We start from the raw sequence: 17,291 nt of genomic DNA, 5'->3' as shown, positions 1-17,291 counted from the left end.
GTGCACGGAATAACGGAAAGGTGTAATGTGTGTCACAAGACATGGTTCAAATGCCCGTCGCGAGTGGGGCCTGAAGTGGTAGTACGGTGAGTCGAGCTGATCCGTTGCGCCATTGCAAAGCTCGTCAACCGACTCTCAGCTCTCGCCGTTATTTGACTATGATTAAGTAAAGATTTCGCAACATGGCAGCACCGCCAAGCCGGGGTGGCGGAACCGCAAGCGCTGCCGCGAGATCTTGAGTTGTAGTAGATCTACCTTCGCCTCGGACGGGTCTCTGACGGGAGTGAGGTATGGACATTTTCGGCCACTACGCCACACGCTTCGAAGGTCGCAAGGAAGAGGAATACAGCATCCAGGAGTACCTGGATATCTGCAAGAAGGATCCTTCCGCCTATGCGACCGCATCCGAGCGCATGCTCGCCGCCATTGGTCAGCCCGAACTGGTGGATACCCACCACGATCCTCGGCTGTCCCGCCTGTTCTTCAACAAGGTCATCAGGGTCTATCCGGCCTTCCGCGAGTTCTACGGCATGGAGGACACGATCGAGCAGATCGTCGCCTTCTTCAAGCATGCCGCGCAAGGGCTCGAGGAGCGCAAGCAGATCCTTTACCTGCTTGGGCCTCCGGGGGGGGGCAAGTCCTCGCTCGCGGAAAAACTCAAGGCGTTGATGGAGCAGATTCCCATCTACGCATTGAAGGGTTCGCCTATCCATGAATCGCCGCTCGGGCTGTTCTCCCCCGAGGAAGACGGCAAGATCCTGGAAGAGGACTACGGCATCCCGGTGCGCTATCTCAACACCATCGCCTCGCCCTGGGCGGTCAAGCGCCTGCATGAGTTCAACGGCGACATCACGCGCTTTCGCGTGGTCAAGCTGCGCCCGTCGGTGTTGTCGCAGATCGCGATTTCCAAGACGGAGCCGGGCGATGAAAACAACCAGGACATCTCCTCGCTGGTCGGCAAGGTAGATATCAGGAAGCTGGAAGATTTCCCGCAGGACGATCCGGACGCTTACTCATATTCCGGCGGGTTGTGCCTGGCCAACCGCGGGCTGCTTGAGTTCGTGGAGATGTTCAAGGCGCCGATCAAGGTGCTGCACCCGCTGCTGACCGCCACCCAGGAGGGCAACTACAAGGGCACCGAAGGCTTCGGCGCGATCCCCTTCGACGGCATCATCCTGGCGCACTCGAACGAAGCCGAGTGGACAACCTTCAAGGCCGACAAGAACAACGAGGCTTTCCTCGACCGGATCTACATCGTCAAGGTGCCGTACTGCCTGCGCGTGTCGGAGGAGGTGAAGATCTACGACAAGCTGTTGCGCAGCAGTTCGCTGTCGGCCGCGCCTTGCGCGCCCAACACCTTGAAGATGATGGGGCAGTTCGCCGTGCTCACCCGCATCAAGGAGCCGGAGAATTCAAACATCTTCTCCAAGATGCGCGTCTATGACGGCGAGAGCCTGAAAGATGTCGACCCCAAGGCCAAGTCGTACCAGGAGTATCGCGACTACGCTGGCATCGACGAGGGCATGAACGGCTTGTCCACGCGTTTCGCCTTCAAGGTCTTGTCCAAGGTCTTCAACTTCGACAATACCGAGGTGGCCGCCAATCCGGTGCACCTGCTCTATGTGCTCGAGCAACAGATCGAGCGCGAGCAGTTCCCGCCGGAGCAGGAGGCCAAGCTGCGGTCGTACATCAAGGAGTACCTGACCGCACCGTTCGTGGAGTTCATCGGCAAGGAGATCCAGACCGCTTACCTGGAGTCGTACTCCGAATACGGCCAGAACATCTTCGATCGCTACGTGGTCTTTGCGGACCTGTGGATCCAGGACCAGGAATATCGCGACCCGAATACCGGTGAGATTCTCGATCGCAACGCGTTGAACGACGAGCTTGAAAAAGTCGAGAAGCCTGCGGGGATATCCAACCCCAAGGACTTCCGCAACGAGATCGTCAACTTCGTGCTGCGCGCGCGGGCCAACAACGCGGGCAAGAACCCCGCGTGGACCAGCTACGAGAAGTTGCGCATGGTGATTGAGAAGCGCATGTTCTCCACCACCGAAGATCTGTTGCCCGTGATCTCGTTCAACGCCAAATCCTCTCGCGAGGATCAGGACAAGCACGCGAACTTCGTCAACCGCATGGTTGAGAAGGGATACACCGCGAAGCAGGTCCGCTTACTTGTGGAGTGGTATTTGCGCGTAAGAAAATCATCGTAACGGCGCCTGAACGAGGCCTCTAAGCGAGGGCAAGCATATGGCCACGGTCATCGATCGGCGCGAGAACGGCGGCAACAAGAGTGCCGTCAACCAGCAACGCTTCATCAAACGCTACCGCGAACAGATACGCCAGGCGGTAGCGAAGGCGGTGTCCGGCCGGAAGATCATGGACATCGAACAAAGCGGGCAGGTGTCCATTCCGGTCAAGGACATTTCCGAGCCCGCTTTTCACCACGGCCAGGGCGGCCGGCGGGAGTGGATCCATCCGGGCAACAAGAAATTTGTCCGGGGGGACAGTTTCGACCGCCAGCAGCAAGGCGGGGGTGGCGGCGGCTCCAAGGCGAGCGATTCGGGTGAAGGCGAGGATGATTTCGTCTTCAGCCTGTCGCGCGAGGATTTCCTCAACTTCTTCTTCGAGGACATGGCGCTGCCGGACATGGCCAAGCGCCACCTTGCCAAGATCGCCGAGGTCCGCAAGGTCCGGGCTGGCTTCTCGATCGACGGCACGCCGTCCAACCTGTCCATCCTGCGCACGATGCGAAGCTCGCTCGGGCGGCGCATTGCCTTGTCCAGTCCTTACCAGAAAAAGCTCGCGGTGCTGGAGCAGGAGTATGGCGAGGTGCTGGAGCAGGACGGGCCTTACTCGGCACGGGCGCTGGAGCTGATGAAGGAAATGCGTCACCTGCGCGCCTGCGTGGAGCGCGTACCCTTTATCGAAAAGCTCGACCTGCGCTACAACAATCGCGTGCTGAAAAAGCGCCCGCAGGCACAGGCGGTGATGTTCTGCCTGATGGATGTGTCCGGGTCCATGGATGAGAGCCGCAAGGATCTCGCCAAGCGCTTTTTCATGCTCCTGTACCTCTTCCTCAAGCGCAACTACGATCGCATCGACGTGGTGTTCATTCGTCATCACACGGTGGCGAAGGAAGTGAACGAGGAAGATTTCTTCCATTCGCGCGAATCCGGTGGTACGGTCGTATCGAGCGCGCTCAAGCTGATGGTCGAGGTAATTCACGACCGCTATCCCGCCAGCCAGTGGAATATCTACTGCGCCCAGGCCTCGGATGGCGACAACTGGGCGGGCGATTCGGAGTTGTGCGGGCGCTTGCTGCGCGAGTCCATCCTGCCGCTGGTGCAGTACTACGCCTATGTGGAAGTGGCTTCGGAAGAGCCGCAGAACCTGTGGGAAGAGTATCTGGCGGTCAAGGACCGGCATGAGAACTTCGCCATGCAGCGCATCATCGGGGCGGACGAGATCTACCCTGTGCTGCATGACCTGTTCCAGAAAAAAGCGGCATGGCCATCCAGCCGCTGAAGTCGCCCTGGTTTTTTGCAGGTGTTTTCCCCTCTCCCGCAGTGCGGGAGAGGGGCGCAACCCTAGCTTCACCCGCAACGGGGGTCGTAAATGGCATATCTCTCTACCGGCTCGGAGTGGACCTTTGAGCTGATCCAGCGTTATGACCGCGAAATCGCACGCATTGCCGGCGATTTCGGTCTGGACACCTATCCCAACCAGGTTGAGATCATTACCGCGGAGCAGATGCTCGACGCCTATGCGTCGTCTGGCCTGCCCGTGGGCTACAGCCATTGGTCGTACGGCAAGCATTTTCTCGCGTCCGAGCGCAGCTACCAGCGCGGGCACATGGGCCTGGCCTACGAGATCGTCATCAACTCGAATCCCTGCATCGCGTACTTGATGGAGGAGAACACCATGCCCATGCAGGCGCTGACCATCGCGCACGCCTGCTACGGCCACAACTCCTTCTTCAAGGGCAACTACCTGTTCCGCACCTGGACCAACGCCGATGCCATCATCGACTACCTGCTGTTCGCCAAAAACTACGTAGCCGAATGCGAGCAGCGCTATGGGGAGCAGGAAGTCGAGGCGCTGCTCGATTCCTGCCACGCGCTGCAGAACTACGGCGTGGACCGCTACAAGCGGCCCAAGAAGCTCTCCATTGCCGAGGAGCAGGCGCGCCAGACCGAGCGGGAGAACTACCTGCAGACGCAGGTCAACGACCTGTGGCGCACCCTGCCCAAGCACCGCGCGCATGCGCTGGAAGACGATGAAGGGTTCGAGCGCGACGCCGCCTTCCCGCCGGAGCCGCAGGAAAACCTGCTCTACTTCATCGAGAAGAACGCGCCCAAGCTGGCGCCGTGGCAGCGCGAGATCGTGCGCATCGTGCGCAAGATCGCGCAGTACTTCTACCCGCAGCGCCAGACCAAGGTCATGAACGAAGGCTGGGCCACGTTCTGGCACTACACCATCCTGCACCAGCTGTATGAAGAGGGCCTGGTCAACGACGCCTTCATGATGGAGCTGCTGCAGGCGCATACCAATGTGATTTACCAGCCGCCGTACAACAGCCCTTACTACAGCGGCCTCAACCCGTACACCGTGGGCTTCCTGATGTTCCAGGACCTGCGCCGGATGTGCGAGAACCCGACCGAGGAAGACTACCGCTGGGCGCCGGAATTCGCCGGCAGCGACTGGCGCAAGACGCTCGACTTCGCCATGCGCAACTTCAAGGACGAGAGCTTCCTGCTGCAGTTCCTGTCGCCGCGCGTGATCCGCGAGCTCAAGCTGTTCTCCGTGCTCGACGACGACCGCGAAGGCAAGCTACGCGTGACCGCTATTCATGACGATGAGGGTTACCGGAACATCCGCCAGTTGCTGGCCAACCAGTACGACCTGTCGAACATGGAGCCCAACATCCAGATCACCAATGTGGATGTGGGCGGAGACCGCTCCCTGACTCTGCGCCACCTGCAGAACGACCGCCGCCCGCTGGCGCAGAATTTCGACGAGGTGATCCGCCACGTCACGCGGCTGTGGGGCTTTACGGTGCGCCTGGAAGTGGCCTATGAAGATGGCCGGCGCGAATCCAAGTACGAATGCAAGCCGGAACGCCGGCATCGCAAGGCGGCTTGAATGGGCATGGCAGCGTCAGCCTGCGCGGGCGGTGGATGACACCGCCCGCATGATGGCCTGCGCGGCCCACAAGCCGGTAGCCGCGGCAGCGTCCGTGAAGGGCGCATTCACGTAGTCCCCCGCCAGGAAGACCCGTTGCCGCGATGCCGGCGCACGGCTGCGGTACGCCAGCACGTCGGCGGCGCGGCCGACCGGCACCGTGGGCATTGCCTGCGCCCAGCGCGTGACCAGGCAGTCCTGCAATTGCCGCGAGATGCCCGGCAGGTAATGTTCGACCCCGGGCAGCACGTCGGCGAGGATCTGCGCATCGCTCGCGCCCAACCGATCCGCGGCGGCGCGGTCTTCCAGCATGACCTGGATGACTTGTCCATGTCCGCCGGCGGGACGCGCTAGCGGGCGCTTGCCGGCGTCCAGCGCCAGCGCGGCTACGTACCGGCGCTCGGCACGCGGCACCAATACGCCGTAGACGCTCGCCAAAGCGGCCGGCACACGAAACCCCGGCCGTGTGAGCAAGGACAGGTTGATGGTGCGGCTGTAGGGCGTGGCGAGCAGGCGGCGCTCCAGCGCATCCCCGCCCGTCCAGGCTTGCCGGGCAAAGGGTGCCGGCAGGGCGCACACAACGTAGTCGGCCGTGGCTTCGAAGCCCGCGCCGCTCACCACCACGCCCGTGTCCTGCTGGCGGATCGATGCGACCCGCCGGCCGGTCTCCACCTGCAACGTGCGCGCCAGCGCGCGTGGCAGGCTTTGCAGGCCGCCGACCAGCGAAGTGTTGACACAGCGGCGCCAGCCGAAGCCGCTAGCCATCAGCATCAGCGCGGCGGAGGACGATTCAGGCGTGAGGAAATAGAATCCCTGCAATAGCGGCTCCGTGACATAGGCGAGCGCCTCGCGGCAACCACGCTGGCCAAGCCATTCGCTGGCGGAATCCGCATCGTAGCGCGCCCATTGGCCAAGGTCGTCGAGCGGCAGCGTGCGCAGCGCGCGGCCTTCGCGGCCCAGCGCCAGCCCCAAGCCGAGCCAGGCCGGCAATCCGAGCAGGCCGCTGCGCAGCGGGTCCAGCAGGCTCTGTGCGCGCACGCGGCGCGGCCGGCCTTGGCGCACCACCGCGTTGAGGTCGCTGGCGGCTTGCAGTCCGCCGTCCAGGCCAAACCGCCGCGCCAGCGCCGGCAGCACCGTGTAGCCGCTCGACAGGAATTGTGCGCCGCACTCTATGCCATGCGGCCCGAGGGTTTCGCTGCGCATGCGGCCGCCGACATCCCCGGCGGCCTCGAACACGCGCACCCGCGCGCCGGCGCGGGCGAGCGCATCGGCCGCGCACAGCCCGGCAATGCCGGCGCCGGCCACGATTACTTCGGGGGCGCGGTGCGGGCCGGGCGAGTGCGCCGGCAGCGCCGATGCGGGTGGAACGGGTGGAGCAGGTGTAACGGGTGAAGTGGGTGAAGTGGGTGAAGGCAAGGCAGTGGTGTGCATGTTCTGGGACTTGTCCGGTTAGCCCGTGCTTGGGGCACCGTGCGACAATCTATCGGCTTGCCGCGTCGCAGCCAATTCGCTTTCTCCTCAGATTCCATCATGCCTGCCGCCACCGAACCGCCGAAGCGCCGCCAGCCCTCGCAGCAGCGCGCGCAACATACCGTCCAAGCCATCTTGCAAGCCGCGGCGCAGCTGTTCGCCGAACACGAGATGCGTGCCCAGCCTGAGCCCACCACCGAGCAGATCGCTGCGCTGGCAGGGGTTTCGGTTGGCTCGCTTTACCAGTACTTTGCAGACCGCGCGGCGATTGGCCGCACCTTGATCGAGCAACAGCGCGAGGCGGCGTTGGTGGCCCTGGAAACGATGCTGGCTGAACGCCTGGCCGCCATGCCGGCAGCGGCGGGACTGGCGGAGCCGCAAGCCGCGCGCGCCGCGCTGCGGGCTTATGTGCAGGCCTATGTGCTCAGCTTTGGTGGCTATGACGCGCATAGCCGCGCGCTGGCCCGCCTGGCCTGGCGCCATGATCGCGACGAGGATGCCGTGGCGGCGCTGCGCCTGGCCAGCGAACGGATCGGCGCGCAGTTGCAGGCGCTGGGCATGAGCGCGCTGCGCTTGCCCGCCCCGGCCCAGATGTTCGCGCTCACACGGGCCTTGTTCGGGGTAGTGCGCTCGGCCGCGCTGGAGCGCTCGCCCTTGCTCGGCAGCCCGGCCCTGGAGGACGAGCTGGTTCGCCTGTGCTGGAGCCTGCTGCAGCGCGAGCCCGATGCCGGCTGATCCTGGCCGGCCCCGGTCCCGTCCGGGGCTCAGGCCGCGTCGGTGCTCCAGCTTCGGGCCAGATCGACCACGCCCGATCCAGGCTGGCCGCACACCGCCTCGCCCACCACCCTTGCCCAGTAAGCCTGCGACCCGTCCGCCAGTTGCCAGGCATGCAGGCGGCGGGTGTAGATCTGCAGGTCGTACTCCTCGGTGATGCCGATGGCGCCGTGCACGGCATGCGCGATGGCGGCCACTGGCGTGACCGCTTCGCTGGCGTTGAGCTTGCCGATGGCCGCGCGCAGCGGGTCCGGCTGCCAGCCGCCGCCGGCGCAGGCGATCTGCGCGGCCATGCGCGCGGCGGTGACATGTTCCGCCATCACGCTGATCTGGTGCTGGATGGCCTGGAACTTGCCGATGGCGCGGCCGAACTGCTGGCGGTCGTTGGCATATTGCAGCGTCATGTCGAACACATGCGACATGGCGCCGGCCAGCTGCACAGCGTGCAGGCAGGCCCCGATCTGGCGCAGCGTGCCCGCGGGCAGCGTAAACAGTGGCAATCCGTCCGATGCGGGGCGCGGCAGGACCACGGCCAGATCCGCGTGGGCGCCGGTCGGGCGGACTTGCGCGCGGGCACGTGGCAGCAGCATGCATTGCGTGCCTTCCTGCACCAGGAACCAGGCCGCTTGCGCGCCGCCTGCGACGAGGACTGCATCCGTGGCGCCCTCATCCATATCGAAGGTCGCCAGCGCGATGGGCTCGGCCGGCACCGCCAGCCCGGCGGCGTGCAGCAGCGCACGCGCGAACAAGGTCTGGCCCAGCGGCAAAGGCAGTGCGTGGCGGCCCAGCGCGAACAGCACCGGCGCCAGTTCGTCCAGCGGCAGGCCCGCCCCGCCGGCCGCCTCGGGCAGGAGGCAATCGGCAAAGCCGCTGTCTTGCAGTGATTGCCACAGGGGCAGGTGGTCGTCGCCGCGTTCGATGGCGCGGATGACGGCGGGCGTGCAGCAGTCGCGCAGCACGCTGTCGAGCGCGTCCGAGTAAGCGTTATGCATAGGGAACTCCGGTTCAGCGCAGGCCAAGGCCCCGGGCGATCATGCCGCGCAGGATCTCGCGCGTGCCGCCACGCAGCGAATAGGACGGGGCGACCTGGCTGACATAGGCCAGGGTGCGGTACAGGTCGGGATCGGCGGCGAGGTGCGGGTCGTCGCCCAGCGCGGCCTGCGCCAGCGCCGGAATGGACTGCTCGAACTCCGTGCCCAGGTCCTTGACCAGCGCGGCTTCCACCACCGGGCTCTCGCCTGCGGCAAGCCGGGCGGTCACCGCCAGCGACATGGCCCGCAGCACCGCCAGCCGGCCAGCCAGCCGGCCGATGGTGACGGTGTCGCGCCGTGCAGCCGGCGCGCGCCGCAGCGCCGCAATCCAGGTATCGAGCAGCACCACGCTGGAGTACAGCCGCTCCGGCCCGCTGCGCTCGAAGGCCAGCTCCGCGTTGACCTGCTCCCAGCCGCTGCCTTCGCGGCCCACCAGCGCCGCTTCAGGCAGCATCACGTCCTCGAAGCTGACTTCGGAGAAATGCGCGTCGCCGGCCAGGTCGCGGATCGGGCGCACGGTCACGCCCGGCGCGCACAGGTCGATGATGACCTGCGACAAGCCGCGCTGACGGTCCTCGCCCGTGCCGGAGGTGCGCACCAGCGCCAGCATGTAGTGGCAGCGATCGGCGTTGGTCGTCCAGATCTTGCGGCCGTTCAAGCGCCAGCCGCCGTCCGGCTGCGGCGTGGCGCGGGTCGCGACGCTGGCCAGGTCGGAGCCGGAGTTGGGCTCGCTCATGCCGATGCAGAAGAAGGCTTCGCCCTTGCAGATGCGCGGGAGATAGAAGGCCTTCTGCGCGTCGCTGCCGTAGCGCAGGATCAGCGGCCCGCTCTGGCGGTCGGCGATCCAGTGGGCCGAGACCGGCGCGCCGCAGGCCAGCAGCTCCTCCACCAGCACGAAACGCGAGAACGGATCGAGCCCGGCGCCGCCATGTTGCGCGGGCAAGGTGATGCCCACCCAGCCGTGGCGCGCCAGCGCGCGGCTGAAATCGGCGTTGAAGCCCATCCATGAACGGGCGCGGACTTCGGGCGCAAGGGCCGGCAGGTGTTCGGCCAGGAATGCCTTCACCTCGTGCCGGAAGGCGGCGGCGGCCGGCGGCAAGGCAGTCAGCTGGAACGTGCTGGGCAGTGAAGTCAAGACAGGGGTCTCCGTGTGGCTAGCGGCCGGCCAGCAAGCGCCGGGCGGAATAAGTCATGACACGCTCATGGCGCTGGTTGAAGACTTCGATGTCCGAGTCCACCACGGCGCGGCCATTGCGCGAAGTGGGGCGGATGCCGGTCACCGTGACCGTGGCCCAGATGGTGTCGCCCACCATCACCGGGGCGTGGATCTTCTGCGTCAGCTCCAGCATGGCCAGCCCCGTGCCCTGGATCATGGTCTGCAGGATGAAGCCTTCGATCATGGCGTAGGTCAGCGCGGCGGGCACGGGCCGGCCATGGATGGCGCCGCCTTCATAGCCCGCCTCGATAAAGATCGCTTCCAGCATGCCGGTGACCGAAATGAAGTTGATCAGGTCGGTCTCGGTCACGGTGCGGCGGAAGGTCTGGAACGCCTGGCCTTCCTTGATGTCTTGCCAATAAAAGCCCTGGCCGAGGCGGGGGAGTTGGGTATGGGGCACGGCGTCTCCTGTTGAGGGCCGCCATCGGCGGCCGGCTTCCTTTATGTTAGGAGCGGGAATGCGGCAGGGTTAGGCATTAGTGGCCGGCGACGCACAATAGGCCGCGCCGGTGCGGCCCAGCTCATCGATCTGCTCGCCGCTCAGGCCCGCCTCGCCAAGCAGGCTGCGGGTGTGCTGACCCAGGCGTGGCGGCAGCGCGCTCGCCGCGCGCTGGCCGTCAAAGCGCACCGGCGCGCCGGTAAAGCGCAGCGTGCCCATGGCCGGGTCGTCCAGCGTGTCGAAGAAGCCGGTGGCGCGCAGGTGCGGGTCATCCACCAGCTCAGCGAGCTGGTTGACCTGCGCCACCGGGATCTGCAGCGTTTCGCATAGCGCCAGCCAGGCGCCGGTGGTGCGCGTGCGCACGATCTCGCTGGTCAGCTCGTAGAGGGCTTCGATATGCTGCGTGCGCGCGGCGATGCCGGCAAAGCGCGGGTCGGCGGCCAGGTCGGGCCGGCCCGCGGCGGTGAAGAAGTCGCGCCAGTGGGCATCGGTGTACGGCATCATGCAGACGTGGCCGTCGGCGCTCTGGTAGGGCCGGCGCAGCGGCGCCAGCACGCGCGGATAACCGGTGGGCCCGCGCGGCGGCTCGAAGTGCTGGCCATAGAGATGCTCGACCAGGTTGAAGGCCACCATCGATTCGAACATCGGCACTTCCACCAGCGCGCCCTTGCCGCCCTGGCGCTCGCGCCCGGCAATGGCGGCCGAGATCGACAGCGCCGCCACCAGAGCGCTGGTCTTGTCGGCCGCGATGGTGGGGAAGTAGCGCATGGTGCCGGTCTGCGCGGCCATCAATGCGGCATTGCCGGACAGGCCCTGGATGATGTCGTCGTAGGCCGGGCGGCCGCCATAGGGGCCATCCTCGGCAAAGCCCAGCAAGCTCACGTAGACCAGGCGCGGGTGGCGCGCCATCACGTCGGCGGGGTCCAGCCCGAGGCCGGCCAGCTTCTGCGGGCGCATGCTGTGCATGAATACATCGGCGCTGGCCAGCAGGCGCTCCAGCGCGGCCTGCGCCGCGGGCAGCTTGAGGTTGAGCACCACGCTTTTCTTGCTGCGGTTCACGCCCAGGAAGATGGCCGACATGCCATCCTCGGCGGCCGGGCCGGTGCGCCGCGTGGAGTCGCCCTCGGGGGGCTCCACCTTGATGACTTCGGCGCCGAGGTCGGCCAGCCACTGGCTGGCGTAAGGGCCCATCACGACCGTGGATAGGTCGATGACGCGGATGCCTGAGAGGGGCAACATGCCTGGGTGTCTCCTGTCTGTTCTTGTGCCTGGCTTGCGCCGGATGCCACAGGGTAGATCAGGCGGGTCGCTTGCGTCTAATATTAGATTTTTAGGATTCGATATCTTCCAGATATCAATACGGACATCAGCGTGGACCTTCGTCAACTTCAGCAGTTCGTCGCCCTGGCCGAAACCGGCAACTTCCACCGCGCGGCCGAGCGCCTGCACATGGCGCAGCCGCCGCTCTCCATCTCGATCCGCAAGCTCGAAGATGCGCTCGGCACGCCGCTGTTCGTGCGTACCTCGCGCGGGGTGCGGCTGACCCAGGCTGGCGAAGCCGCGCTGCATGACGCGCGGCGCGCGCTGTTCCATGCCGGCCAGGCTCGCGCGGCGGCGCTGGCGGCGGCGCATGGCGAGCGCGGTGCACTGCGCGTGGGTTTTGTGGGCTCGGCAACCTACGCCTTGCTGCCCAAGCTGATCCCGGCGTTTCGGGCCGCGCACCCGGGGATCGAGCTGATCCTGCATGAATCCACCTCGGCGTCGATCCTGGACCGGCTGGAGCGCCATCAGCTCGATGCCGGGCTGGTGCGCTTTCCCATCTTGCACAGCGGCGGCTACACGCTGATGCCGCTGGAGAACGACGAGTTCGTGGCGGCGGTGCCGGCCGATAGCCGCTTTGCCGAGCGCGACGCGATTGCGCTCAAGGCGCTCGCCGGGGAACCCTTCATCATGCATCCCAGCGCCGAGGTGCCCAACCTGCAGGCCATCGCCATGCTGCTGTGCCAGCAAGCCGGGTTCGTACCGCGTGTGACGCAAGAGGCGGTGCAGGTGCAGACCATCGTCAGCCTGGTGGAAAGCGGCCTGGGGGTGGCGCTGGTGCCGAGCGTGGCGGCGCGCTATATCAACCGGCGCGTGCGTTTCCTGCGGCTGGCCAGCCCGCGGCCGGTGGCGCGCATCGGCATCGCGCTGGCCACGTCCACGGATAGCGACGACCGGCAGGTGCAGCGCTTGCTGGAGGTGGCCAGCACCGTGGTCGCCTAGGCCAGCGGATCAGGCGCGCGCGCGCTCGCCACGCGCCGCGCCGGCGCGCCGGCGCGCTCCAGCGCCACGCCCGGCAGCAGGTGCAGCAGGCGCACCAGCTCGCTCTGGCGATGGGTGCCGGTCTTGCGCAGGATGTCGCGAATATGCACGCGCACCGTGTGCGGCGAGACGAATTCGTGGTCGGCGATCTCGGTCAGGGTTTCGCCGGCGGCAAGGCGGATGGCAATCAGGCTTTCCTTGCGCGACAGGCCGAACAGCGACGTCAGCACCGAACTGTCGAGCACCGAGCGCGATTCGGAATTGCCCATCAGCACCATCGCGAACGGCAGTTGCCACGGGCCTTCCACCGGCTGGCGGGCCACCAGCGGCAGCACGATGATGGGTACCGGCTGGCCGCCCGACGTGATGTGCATCCACGAGCCGGCCGCCGCCTCGCCGCCACGGGATTGCATGGCGCGGTCGAGCAGCTTGTGCAGGGTGGCGTGCAGGGTCTGGTCGTGGGCCTTGAGCACGCCGTTTTCCAGCGCGAGCTGGCTGTCGGCCTGCACCAGCGCCTCGGCCCAGATATTGGCGTAGCGCACGCGCATATCGGCCTGCAGCACCATCACGCCGAAGTCGAGCGTATCCAGCCCGGCCAGGCCAAGGGCCGCCAGGCCGCTCAACTCGAAGTTGCGTTGTTGCATGCGCGCGGCGCGGGCCCAGTGCGGCAGCACGCGCGCGAGCCGCTTGCTGCGATGGCTCAAGCCCTCCGTCCCGTCGAAACCGGTGTCCAGGCGGCCGCCCCGGTCCGTGCCGCCCATCAGCACGCAGACCTCAGCGGTATCGAGCAGGCGCACGCCTTGTTCCAGGTCGGCGCCATGCGCCGGCGCGCGCCAAGGTGCGCCGTCCTGCAGGTCGCCAGGGTGATCGCCCGCGAGCGCGCGCCTGGGCAGGCTTGCCAGCGCATGCAGGCCTTCCGGCACGTAGGTGCCCTGCGCCGGGAAGCAGCCATGCGGGGTGACGCCGAGGCGCGCTTGTCCGGACAGTTTGTCCCAGACCAGGTAATGCGGGCTTTCGATATCGGTATAGCGGGAGAAGAGATCCAGCGCGGCTGGCATGGCAGTGACGTCAAGCGCCGACTCGTAGATCGAATCGATCAGACGATGGAAGTCTTCATCCGCCGACGGATGCTCGCCCATAGTATTTTCCCCGGTGGCTCTCGCCTGATCCTGCTTTGCTCTTTTTATTGGCCCGCTGGTAGCGGTACGGCTGGCTCGCTGTGGCCGGCTCCGAAGTGGCAGACGCCACCGGACGGGGTCAGGCGCCCGGTATGCCGGGTACGTCAGCGCTGCGCGTTACCGTGTGGCGGCATTATGCGGATGCGAGCATAACTTCGCAAACAGGGAATGTCGCCTGGGCAATTATTAAAAATTATTTCAGCGCTGAAATGCCCGCGAAGCGGGGCACGGCCGCGCAAAGCGTACCCGTTTCTGCGTGCGCTTTGCGAGCCGCATAGTGACTCGGCCGGCTCAGCCTGGCCCCGGCGCACCCTTTGAAAGCGCAGCAGCGCCCCCGGCGCCGGCCGCCAGCTCAGTGGCCTGCGCGTCCTGCGCCGGGGGGAGCCCCAGGCCGCCCTCGACCTGCACCGTTACCCGCTGCGTGGCCATGCTGATGCCATGCTGGTCGAACTTGCGCTTGAGCCGCACGTTGAACGCGCGCGTGATTTCCGCCTGGGTCAGCGGGCGCGTCCTGAACTGGGCCAGCACCACCGAGCCGTTGGGGTCGAAGCGATCGAGGCCCAGGATGTCGAGTCCGGAAAGCAGGTTGCGCGCGTAGCGGAAATCGCGCGCTACCTCCGCGCCGGTCTCGCGGATCAGCTCAATGGCCTGGTCGAGGTCGCTGCCATACGCCACACCGATGTTGAATACGGCAACGGCATAGCCGCGCGACATGTTCTTGATGGCCTTGATCTGGCTGTAGGGCAGGATATGAAGCGCACCCTTGCCGTCGCGCAGCTTGACGGTGCGGATGGTCATGGCCTCCACCGTGCCAATATGGTCGGGCAGTTCCACCGAGTCGCCGATGGCGATCGAATCCTCCACCACGATGAACAGGCCGGTGATCAGGTCCTGCACCAGGCTTTGCGCGCCAAAGCCGATGGCCAGGCCGACCACGCCGGCGCCGGCGAGCAGCGGCGTCACGTTGACGCCGAGGTTGGCCAGCACCACGATCAGCGTGATGACCAGCAGCGCGACGAATAACGCATTGCGCACCAGCGGCAGGATGGTCCTGGCGCGCAGGCTGGGCGGCTGCCCGCGGCCGTGCGCGGGCGTCAGCGTCTGGGTGATGGCCGTATCGATCAGCAGCCATGCCAGCCACGACAGCAGCACGGTGGAGGTCACGCTGAACACGGCCTCGCCGATGCGCTTGCCGAGCGTGGTGGATTCAATCACCGAGAGCAGCGACACGCCCCAGATCCGGCTGGCCAGCTCGAAGTAGGCGAACCAGATCACCACCCGCACCAGCGCTACCGCGAAACGCCCGAAGCGCGCCAGGTAGGCCGAGCGCTGGCGGTCGCGAAAGCGCGGCGCGCGGTGCGTGGCCTTGGGCGAGCGGCCGGTGATCAGCGTCAGCAGCAGCGCGGCGACGAACAGCGCCACCGAGCCCACCGTGCGCCGCAGGAAGATGTCCGCGTAGCCGGTGGCCAGCAGCGTGCCGGCCACCGAGGCCACCACCACCGCCAGCACCGGCAGGTGCCAGCTCGCGCCTACCAGGCGCAACAGGTCCATGATTGCGGGATGCTCCTGACGGAAAACCAGCGGCCGGTTGCTGATGATCTGGCCGATCTGCCGGCGAAAGCGCAGCGTGAAGGCGCCGATCAGCAGCGCCGCGGCGATGTTGGCCACGGTGGAGGTCAGCGCCGACAGGTTGGTGCCGAGCGAGGCGATCACACGCGCGTCGGTCGTGACGTCGCCCAGCGCCGCCAGCGCGCCGGTGGCGAACAGCAGCCTGCGGGAGTGCAGCAGCAGGTCGCGCACCGCGTGCGCACGGTGCGCCGAGGTAAACAGCGCGAAGATGACCTGGCACACCGCGCCCATCACGGCGCCGGCCACCACCGAGTAGGCAATCACCATGCCGGCCATGCTGGCGGGCGAGCGTCCGAACATACTGCTCGAGAGCAGCATCGCCAGGGCGAAGGCCACCACCCACGGCGCCACCCTGCGCAGCATGTAAAGCCCGACGTCCATCCAGGACGGCACTGCGGGCAGCTCATAGCGTACCGCTGGCTGCAGGCGCCGGTTGCGCACGCGTCTCACCGCCTCCCGCAACAGCCATCCGGCGCAGAACCAGGCCGCGAGCACGGCGGAGAACTCCCGTGCCGATTGCCAGGGCGCGCGCGTCCCGTTGATGGTCAGTGCGGCCAGCCACTCCTCGCCCGCGAAATCGATGCGCCAGCGCCAGTAGTGCCACGGCCCCTTGTCCTTGCCCAGCGACGCATCGAGATGGTCGACCGCCTCAGCCAGCGCCCCGAGCAGGCCGGGCTGTGGCGCTGACGCCGCACTGGCCCCACCTATGCCCTTGCGCAGCGTTTGCAACTGGTCGACCAGGGCCTTGCGGTCCTTGTCGCTCTGCAGCGTGGTAATGACCTGGTCGAGCGACTGCGCGAGCGGCTCGCTGGCCGCGGGCTGCGAGGCCGGCGCGGACTCGGCCTTGACGACCGCCGCCAGCGAGGCCAGTCCGGCCGGCGCCGCCAGTGCCGGCTGCGCTGCCAGCGTGGCCAGCGCCAGCCAGATCATCAGCGTCAGCATCGGCAGCAGTGCGCCTGGCCGGCATGCAGCCGGCAATGTGAATTGGGACCTGATCACGAGCGTCATCTCATGCGGGTAGATAGAGGGTGCCGGGCAATCCCGGGGGATGCCTGACACTGTAGCGCATTGCGGATACCGCACACGCCGCGGATTCGTGCGGCGCCGCAATCGGTGTTGCCGCTCGCGCCGGGCACCCGGCAAGGCGTGTCGCATGGCCGCAGCAGCGGGTGGCGTGCAGCAGGCGTACCATGGCAGCAAGCCCGTGCTGGCTGGTTGCGGTCAACGGAGTGACGGTGCGGGCCGTTGAGTGAGGTATTGCGTGTCGGTCGGGTTGCGGCTGTATGCAGCCCTGTCGTTTCGTTGTCCCAATGGCATTGTTACCGCAGGAGCCTGTCATGAATGCTATGAAAGCCTTGAACGCTATTACCGCCGTTACCGTTTTGCCTGCCTCGCCCGCCTCGTTAGGCCGGCGCGTCGGCTTGCCCATGCTGCTGGCCGCGGCGCTCATCGCCTCGGTCCCGCACCTGGCGCGCGCTCAAGCCACGCCAGCCGCTCCCGCCGCTGCCGCGCCGATGGCCAAGCCTGCCGCGCCCGCGCCCGCAGCTTCCATGCCGATGGCCAAGCCGGCCGCGCCCGCCGCCGCCGCCGCCCCGGGTGGTGGCCCTGGGCAGGTATGGGCCAACAAGTCTTCCAAGGTCTATCACTGCCCTGGCACGAAGTACTACGGCAAGACCAAGAACGGCGCATATATGAGTGAAGCCGACGCCACCGCGCAAGGTTTCCACGCGGATCACGGCAAGGCATGCAAGTGAGCCGCGGGAAGCGCCGCCGGGAGGGCATGACATGCACCTGATCTGGATCATTCTCATCGGCTTTCTCGCCGGCCTGGTGGCGCGCATGCTCACGCCCGGGCGCGGGCCAAGCGGTTTCTTCCTGACAGCCGGCCTGGGCATCGTCGGCTCGCTCGCTGCGACCTTCCTTGGGCAGGCCCTGGGCTGGTACCGCCAGGGCCAGTCCGCCGGCTTTATCGGCGCCGTGCTGGGCGCTGTGATCCTGCTGGCGCTGTATCACCTGGCAACGCGGCGCTAGACAGGCCGCGGATTCTTCAAATGGCCAATGCTGCTGCC

General features: G+C 66.5%; 14 protein-coding genes. 7 read left to right on the top strand and 7 right to left on the bottom strand.

Annotated elements, in window-relative coordinates:
* Positions 1 to 290: 290 nt before the first annotated feature.
* The 3 genes from AC1Q7Q_RS37570 to AC1Q7Q_RS37560 all read left to right on the top strand — a co-directional run bounded on the left by AC1Q7Q_RS37570 (position 291) and on the right by AC1Q7Q_RS37560 (position 5,145).
* Complete coding sequence (locus AC1Q7Q_RS37570; RefSeq protein WP_318235460.1) at positions 291 to 2,213, top strand: PrkA family serine protein kinase; 1,923 nt, start codon at positions 291 to 293, stop codon at positions 2,211 to 2,213.
* Positions 2,214 to 2,250: 37 nt separating this feature from the next.
* Entirely contained in the window at positions 2,251 to 3,528 is a 1,278-nt protein-coding gene (locus tag AC1Q7Q_RS37565; RefSeq protein WP_043357209.1) for a YeaH/YhbH family protein, read from the top strand.
* A 90-nt stretch (positions 3,529 to 3,618) separates the two neighbouring features.
* Positions 3,619 to 5,145 carry a SpoVR family protein gene (locus tag AC1Q7Q_RS37560; protein WP_043357207.1) on the top strand — a complete coding sequence of 509 codons (1,527 nt, stop codon included), beginning with the start codon at positions 3,619 to 3,621 and terminating at the stop codon, positions 5,143 to 5,145.
* Between the two features lie 15 nt (positions 5,146 to 5,160).
* On the opposite strand, the gene AC1Q7Q_RS37555 is transcribed toward AC1Q7Q_RS37560, so the two are convergent.
* Positions 5,161 to 6,489 (bottom strand): protoporphyrinogen/coproporphyrinogen oxidase, encoded by a 1,329-nt coding sequence (locus tag AC1Q7Q_RS37555; protein WP_492374196.1) that lies wholly within the window; start codon positions 6,487 to 6,489, stop codon positions 5,161 to 5,163.
* A gap of 225 nt (positions 6,490 to 6,714) precedes the next feature.
* On the opposite strand from AC1Q7Q_RS37555, the gene AC1Q7Q_RS37550 reads away from it, so the two are divergent.
* Complete coding sequence (locus AC1Q7Q_RS37550; RefSeq protein WP_253929607.1) at positions 6,715 to 7,389, top strand: TetR/AcrR family transcriptional regulator; 675 nt, start codon at positions 6,715 to 6,717, stop codon at positions 7,387 to 7,389.
* A gap of 29 nt (positions 7,390 to 7,418) precedes the next feature.
* Here the strand turns inward: AC1Q7Q_RS37550 and AC1Q7Q_RS37545 are convergent, their stop codons facing one another.
* The 4 genes from AC1Q7Q_RS37545 to AC1Q7Q_RS37530 form a co-directional block, all read right to left on the bottom strand.
* Positions 7,419 to 8,420, bottom strand: a complete 1,002-nt coding sequence (locus tag AC1Q7Q_RS37545) for an acyl-CoA dehydrogenase family protein (protein ID WP_492374197.1) — start codon at positions 8,418 to 8,420, stop codon at positions 7,419 to 7,421.
* 13 nt (positions 8,421 to 8,433) lie between these two features.
* Positions 8,434 to 9,594: an acyl-CoA dehydrogenase family protein gene (locus AC1Q7Q_RS37540; RefSeq protein WP_492374198.1), complete on the bottom strand. Its 1,161-nt coding sequence runs from the start codon at positions 9,592 to 9,594 to the stop codon at positions 8,434 to 8,436.
* A 19-nt stretch (positions 9,595 to 9,613) separates the two neighbouring features.
* Complete coding sequence (locus AC1Q7Q_RS37535) at positions 9,614 to 10,075, bottom strand: MaoC family dehydratase (protein WP_150985236.1); 462 nt, start codon at positions 10,073 to 10,075, stop codon at positions 9,614 to 9,616.
* A gap of 69 nt (positions 10,076 to 10,144) precedes the next feature.
* Positions 10,145 to 11,353, bottom strand: a complete 1,209-nt coding sequence (locus tag AC1Q7Q_RS37530; protein WP_492374199.1) for a CaiB/BaiF CoA transferase family protein — start codon at positions 11,351 to 11,353, stop codon at positions 10,145 to 10,147.
* Between the two features lie 132 nt (positions 11,354 to 11,485).
* Here AC1Q7Q_RS37530 and AC1Q7Q_RS37525 point away from each other — a divergent pair, with 132 nt between their 5' ends.
* Positions 11,486 to 12,376 carry a LysR family transcriptional regulator gene (locus tag AC1Q7Q_RS37525; protein WP_492374200.1) on the top strand — a complete coding sequence of 297 codons (891 nt, stop codon included), beginning with the start codon at positions 11,486 to 11,488 and terminating at the stop codon, positions 12,374 to 12,376.
* Here the strand turns inward: AC1Q7Q_RS37525 and AC1Q7Q_RS37520 are convergent.
* Together AC1Q7Q_RS37520 and AC1Q7Q_RS37515 are read right to left on the bottom strand one after the other, a co-directional pair.
* Entirely contained in the window at positions 12,373 to 13,554 is a 1,182-nt protein-coding gene (locus AC1Q7Q_RS37520; RefSeq protein ID WP_492374201.1) for a helix-turn-helix transcriptional regulator, read from the bottom strand. The genes AC1Q7Q_RS37525 and AC1Q7Q_RS37520 overlap by 4 nt on opposite strands.
* Before the next feature lie 330 nt (positions 13,555 to 13,884).
* Positions 13,885 to 16,164 carry a mechanosensitive ion channel family protein gene (locus AC1Q7Q_RS37515; RefSeq protein ID WP_492374218.1) on the bottom strand — a complete coding sequence of 760 codons (2,280 nt, stop codon included), beginning with the start codon at positions 16,162 to 16,164 and terminating at the stop codon, positions 13,885 to 13,887.
* A 395-nt stretch (positions 16,165 to 16,559) separates the two neighbouring features.
* On the opposite strand from AC1Q7Q_RS37515, the gene AC1Q7Q_RS37510 reads away from it, so the two are divergent.
* Complete coding sequence (locus tag AC1Q7Q_RS37510; RefSeq protein ID WP_492374202.1) at positions 16,560 to 16,976, top strand: signal protein; 417 nt, start codon at positions 16,560 to 16,562, stop codon at positions 16,974 to 16,976.
* A 31-nt stretch (positions 16,977 to 17,007) separates the two neighbouring features.
* Positions 17,008 to 17,253, top strand: coding sequence for a GlsB/YeaQ/YmgE family stress response membrane protein (locus AC1Q7Q_RS37505; protein ID WP_441639843.1), 246 nt, complete (start codon positions 17,008 to 17,010; stop codon positions 17,251 to 17,253).
* Positions 17,254 to 17,291: the final 38 nt, after the last annotated feature.

The organism is Cupriavidus sp. GW823-FHT07A04, from assembly GCF_058794615.1.
Note: the sequence above shows the minus strand (reverse complement) of the source record. Positions and strands in the feature narration are given on the sequence as shown.

Excerpts from the sequence above, each read along its gene's own strand:
- AC1Q7Q_RS37505 (WP_441639843.1), top strand. The coding sequence starts at position 17,008 with ATGCACCTGATCTGGATCATTCTCATCGGCTTTCTCGCCGGCCTGGTG.
- AC1Q7Q_RS37550 (WP_253929607.1), top strand. The coding sequence starts at position 6,715 with ATGCCTGCCGCCACCGAACCGCCGAAGCGCCGCCAGCCCTCGCAGCAG.
- AC1Q7Q_RS37530 (WP_492374199.1), bottom strand. The coding sequence starts at position 11,353 with ATGTTGCCCCTCTCAGGCATCCGCGTCATCGACCTATCCACGGTCGTG.
- AC1Q7Q_RS37565 (WP_043357209.1), top strand. The coding sequence starts at position 2,251 with ATGGCCACGGTCATCGATCGGCGCGAGAACGGCGGCAACAAGAGTGCC.
- AC1Q7Q_RS37545 (WP_492374197.1), bottom strand. The coding sequence starts at position 8,420 with ATGCATAACGCTTACTCGGACGCGCTCGACAGCGTGCTGCGCGACTGC.
- AC1Q7Q_RS37510 (WP_492374202.1), top strand. The coding sequence starts at position 16,560 with ATGAATGCTATGAAAGCCTTGAACGCTATTACCGCCGTTACCGTTTTG.
- AC1Q7Q_RS37515 (WP_492374218.1), bottom strand. The coding sequence starts at position 16,164 with ATGCTGACGCTGATGATCTGGCTGGCGCTGGCCACGCTGGCAGCGCAG.
- AC1Q7Q_RS37570 (WP_318235460.1), top strand. The coding sequence starts at position 291 with ATGGACATTTTCGGCCACTACGCCACACGCTTCGAAGGTCGCAAGGAA.
- AC1Q7Q_RS37560 (WP_043357207.1), top strand. The coding sequence starts at position 3,619 with ATGGCATATCTCTCTACCGGCTCGGAGTGGACCTTTGAGCTGATCCAG.
- AC1Q7Q_RS37520 (WP_492374201.1), bottom strand. The coding sequence starts at position 13,554 with ATGGGCGAGCATCCGTCGGCGGATGAAGACTTCCATCGTCTGATCGAT.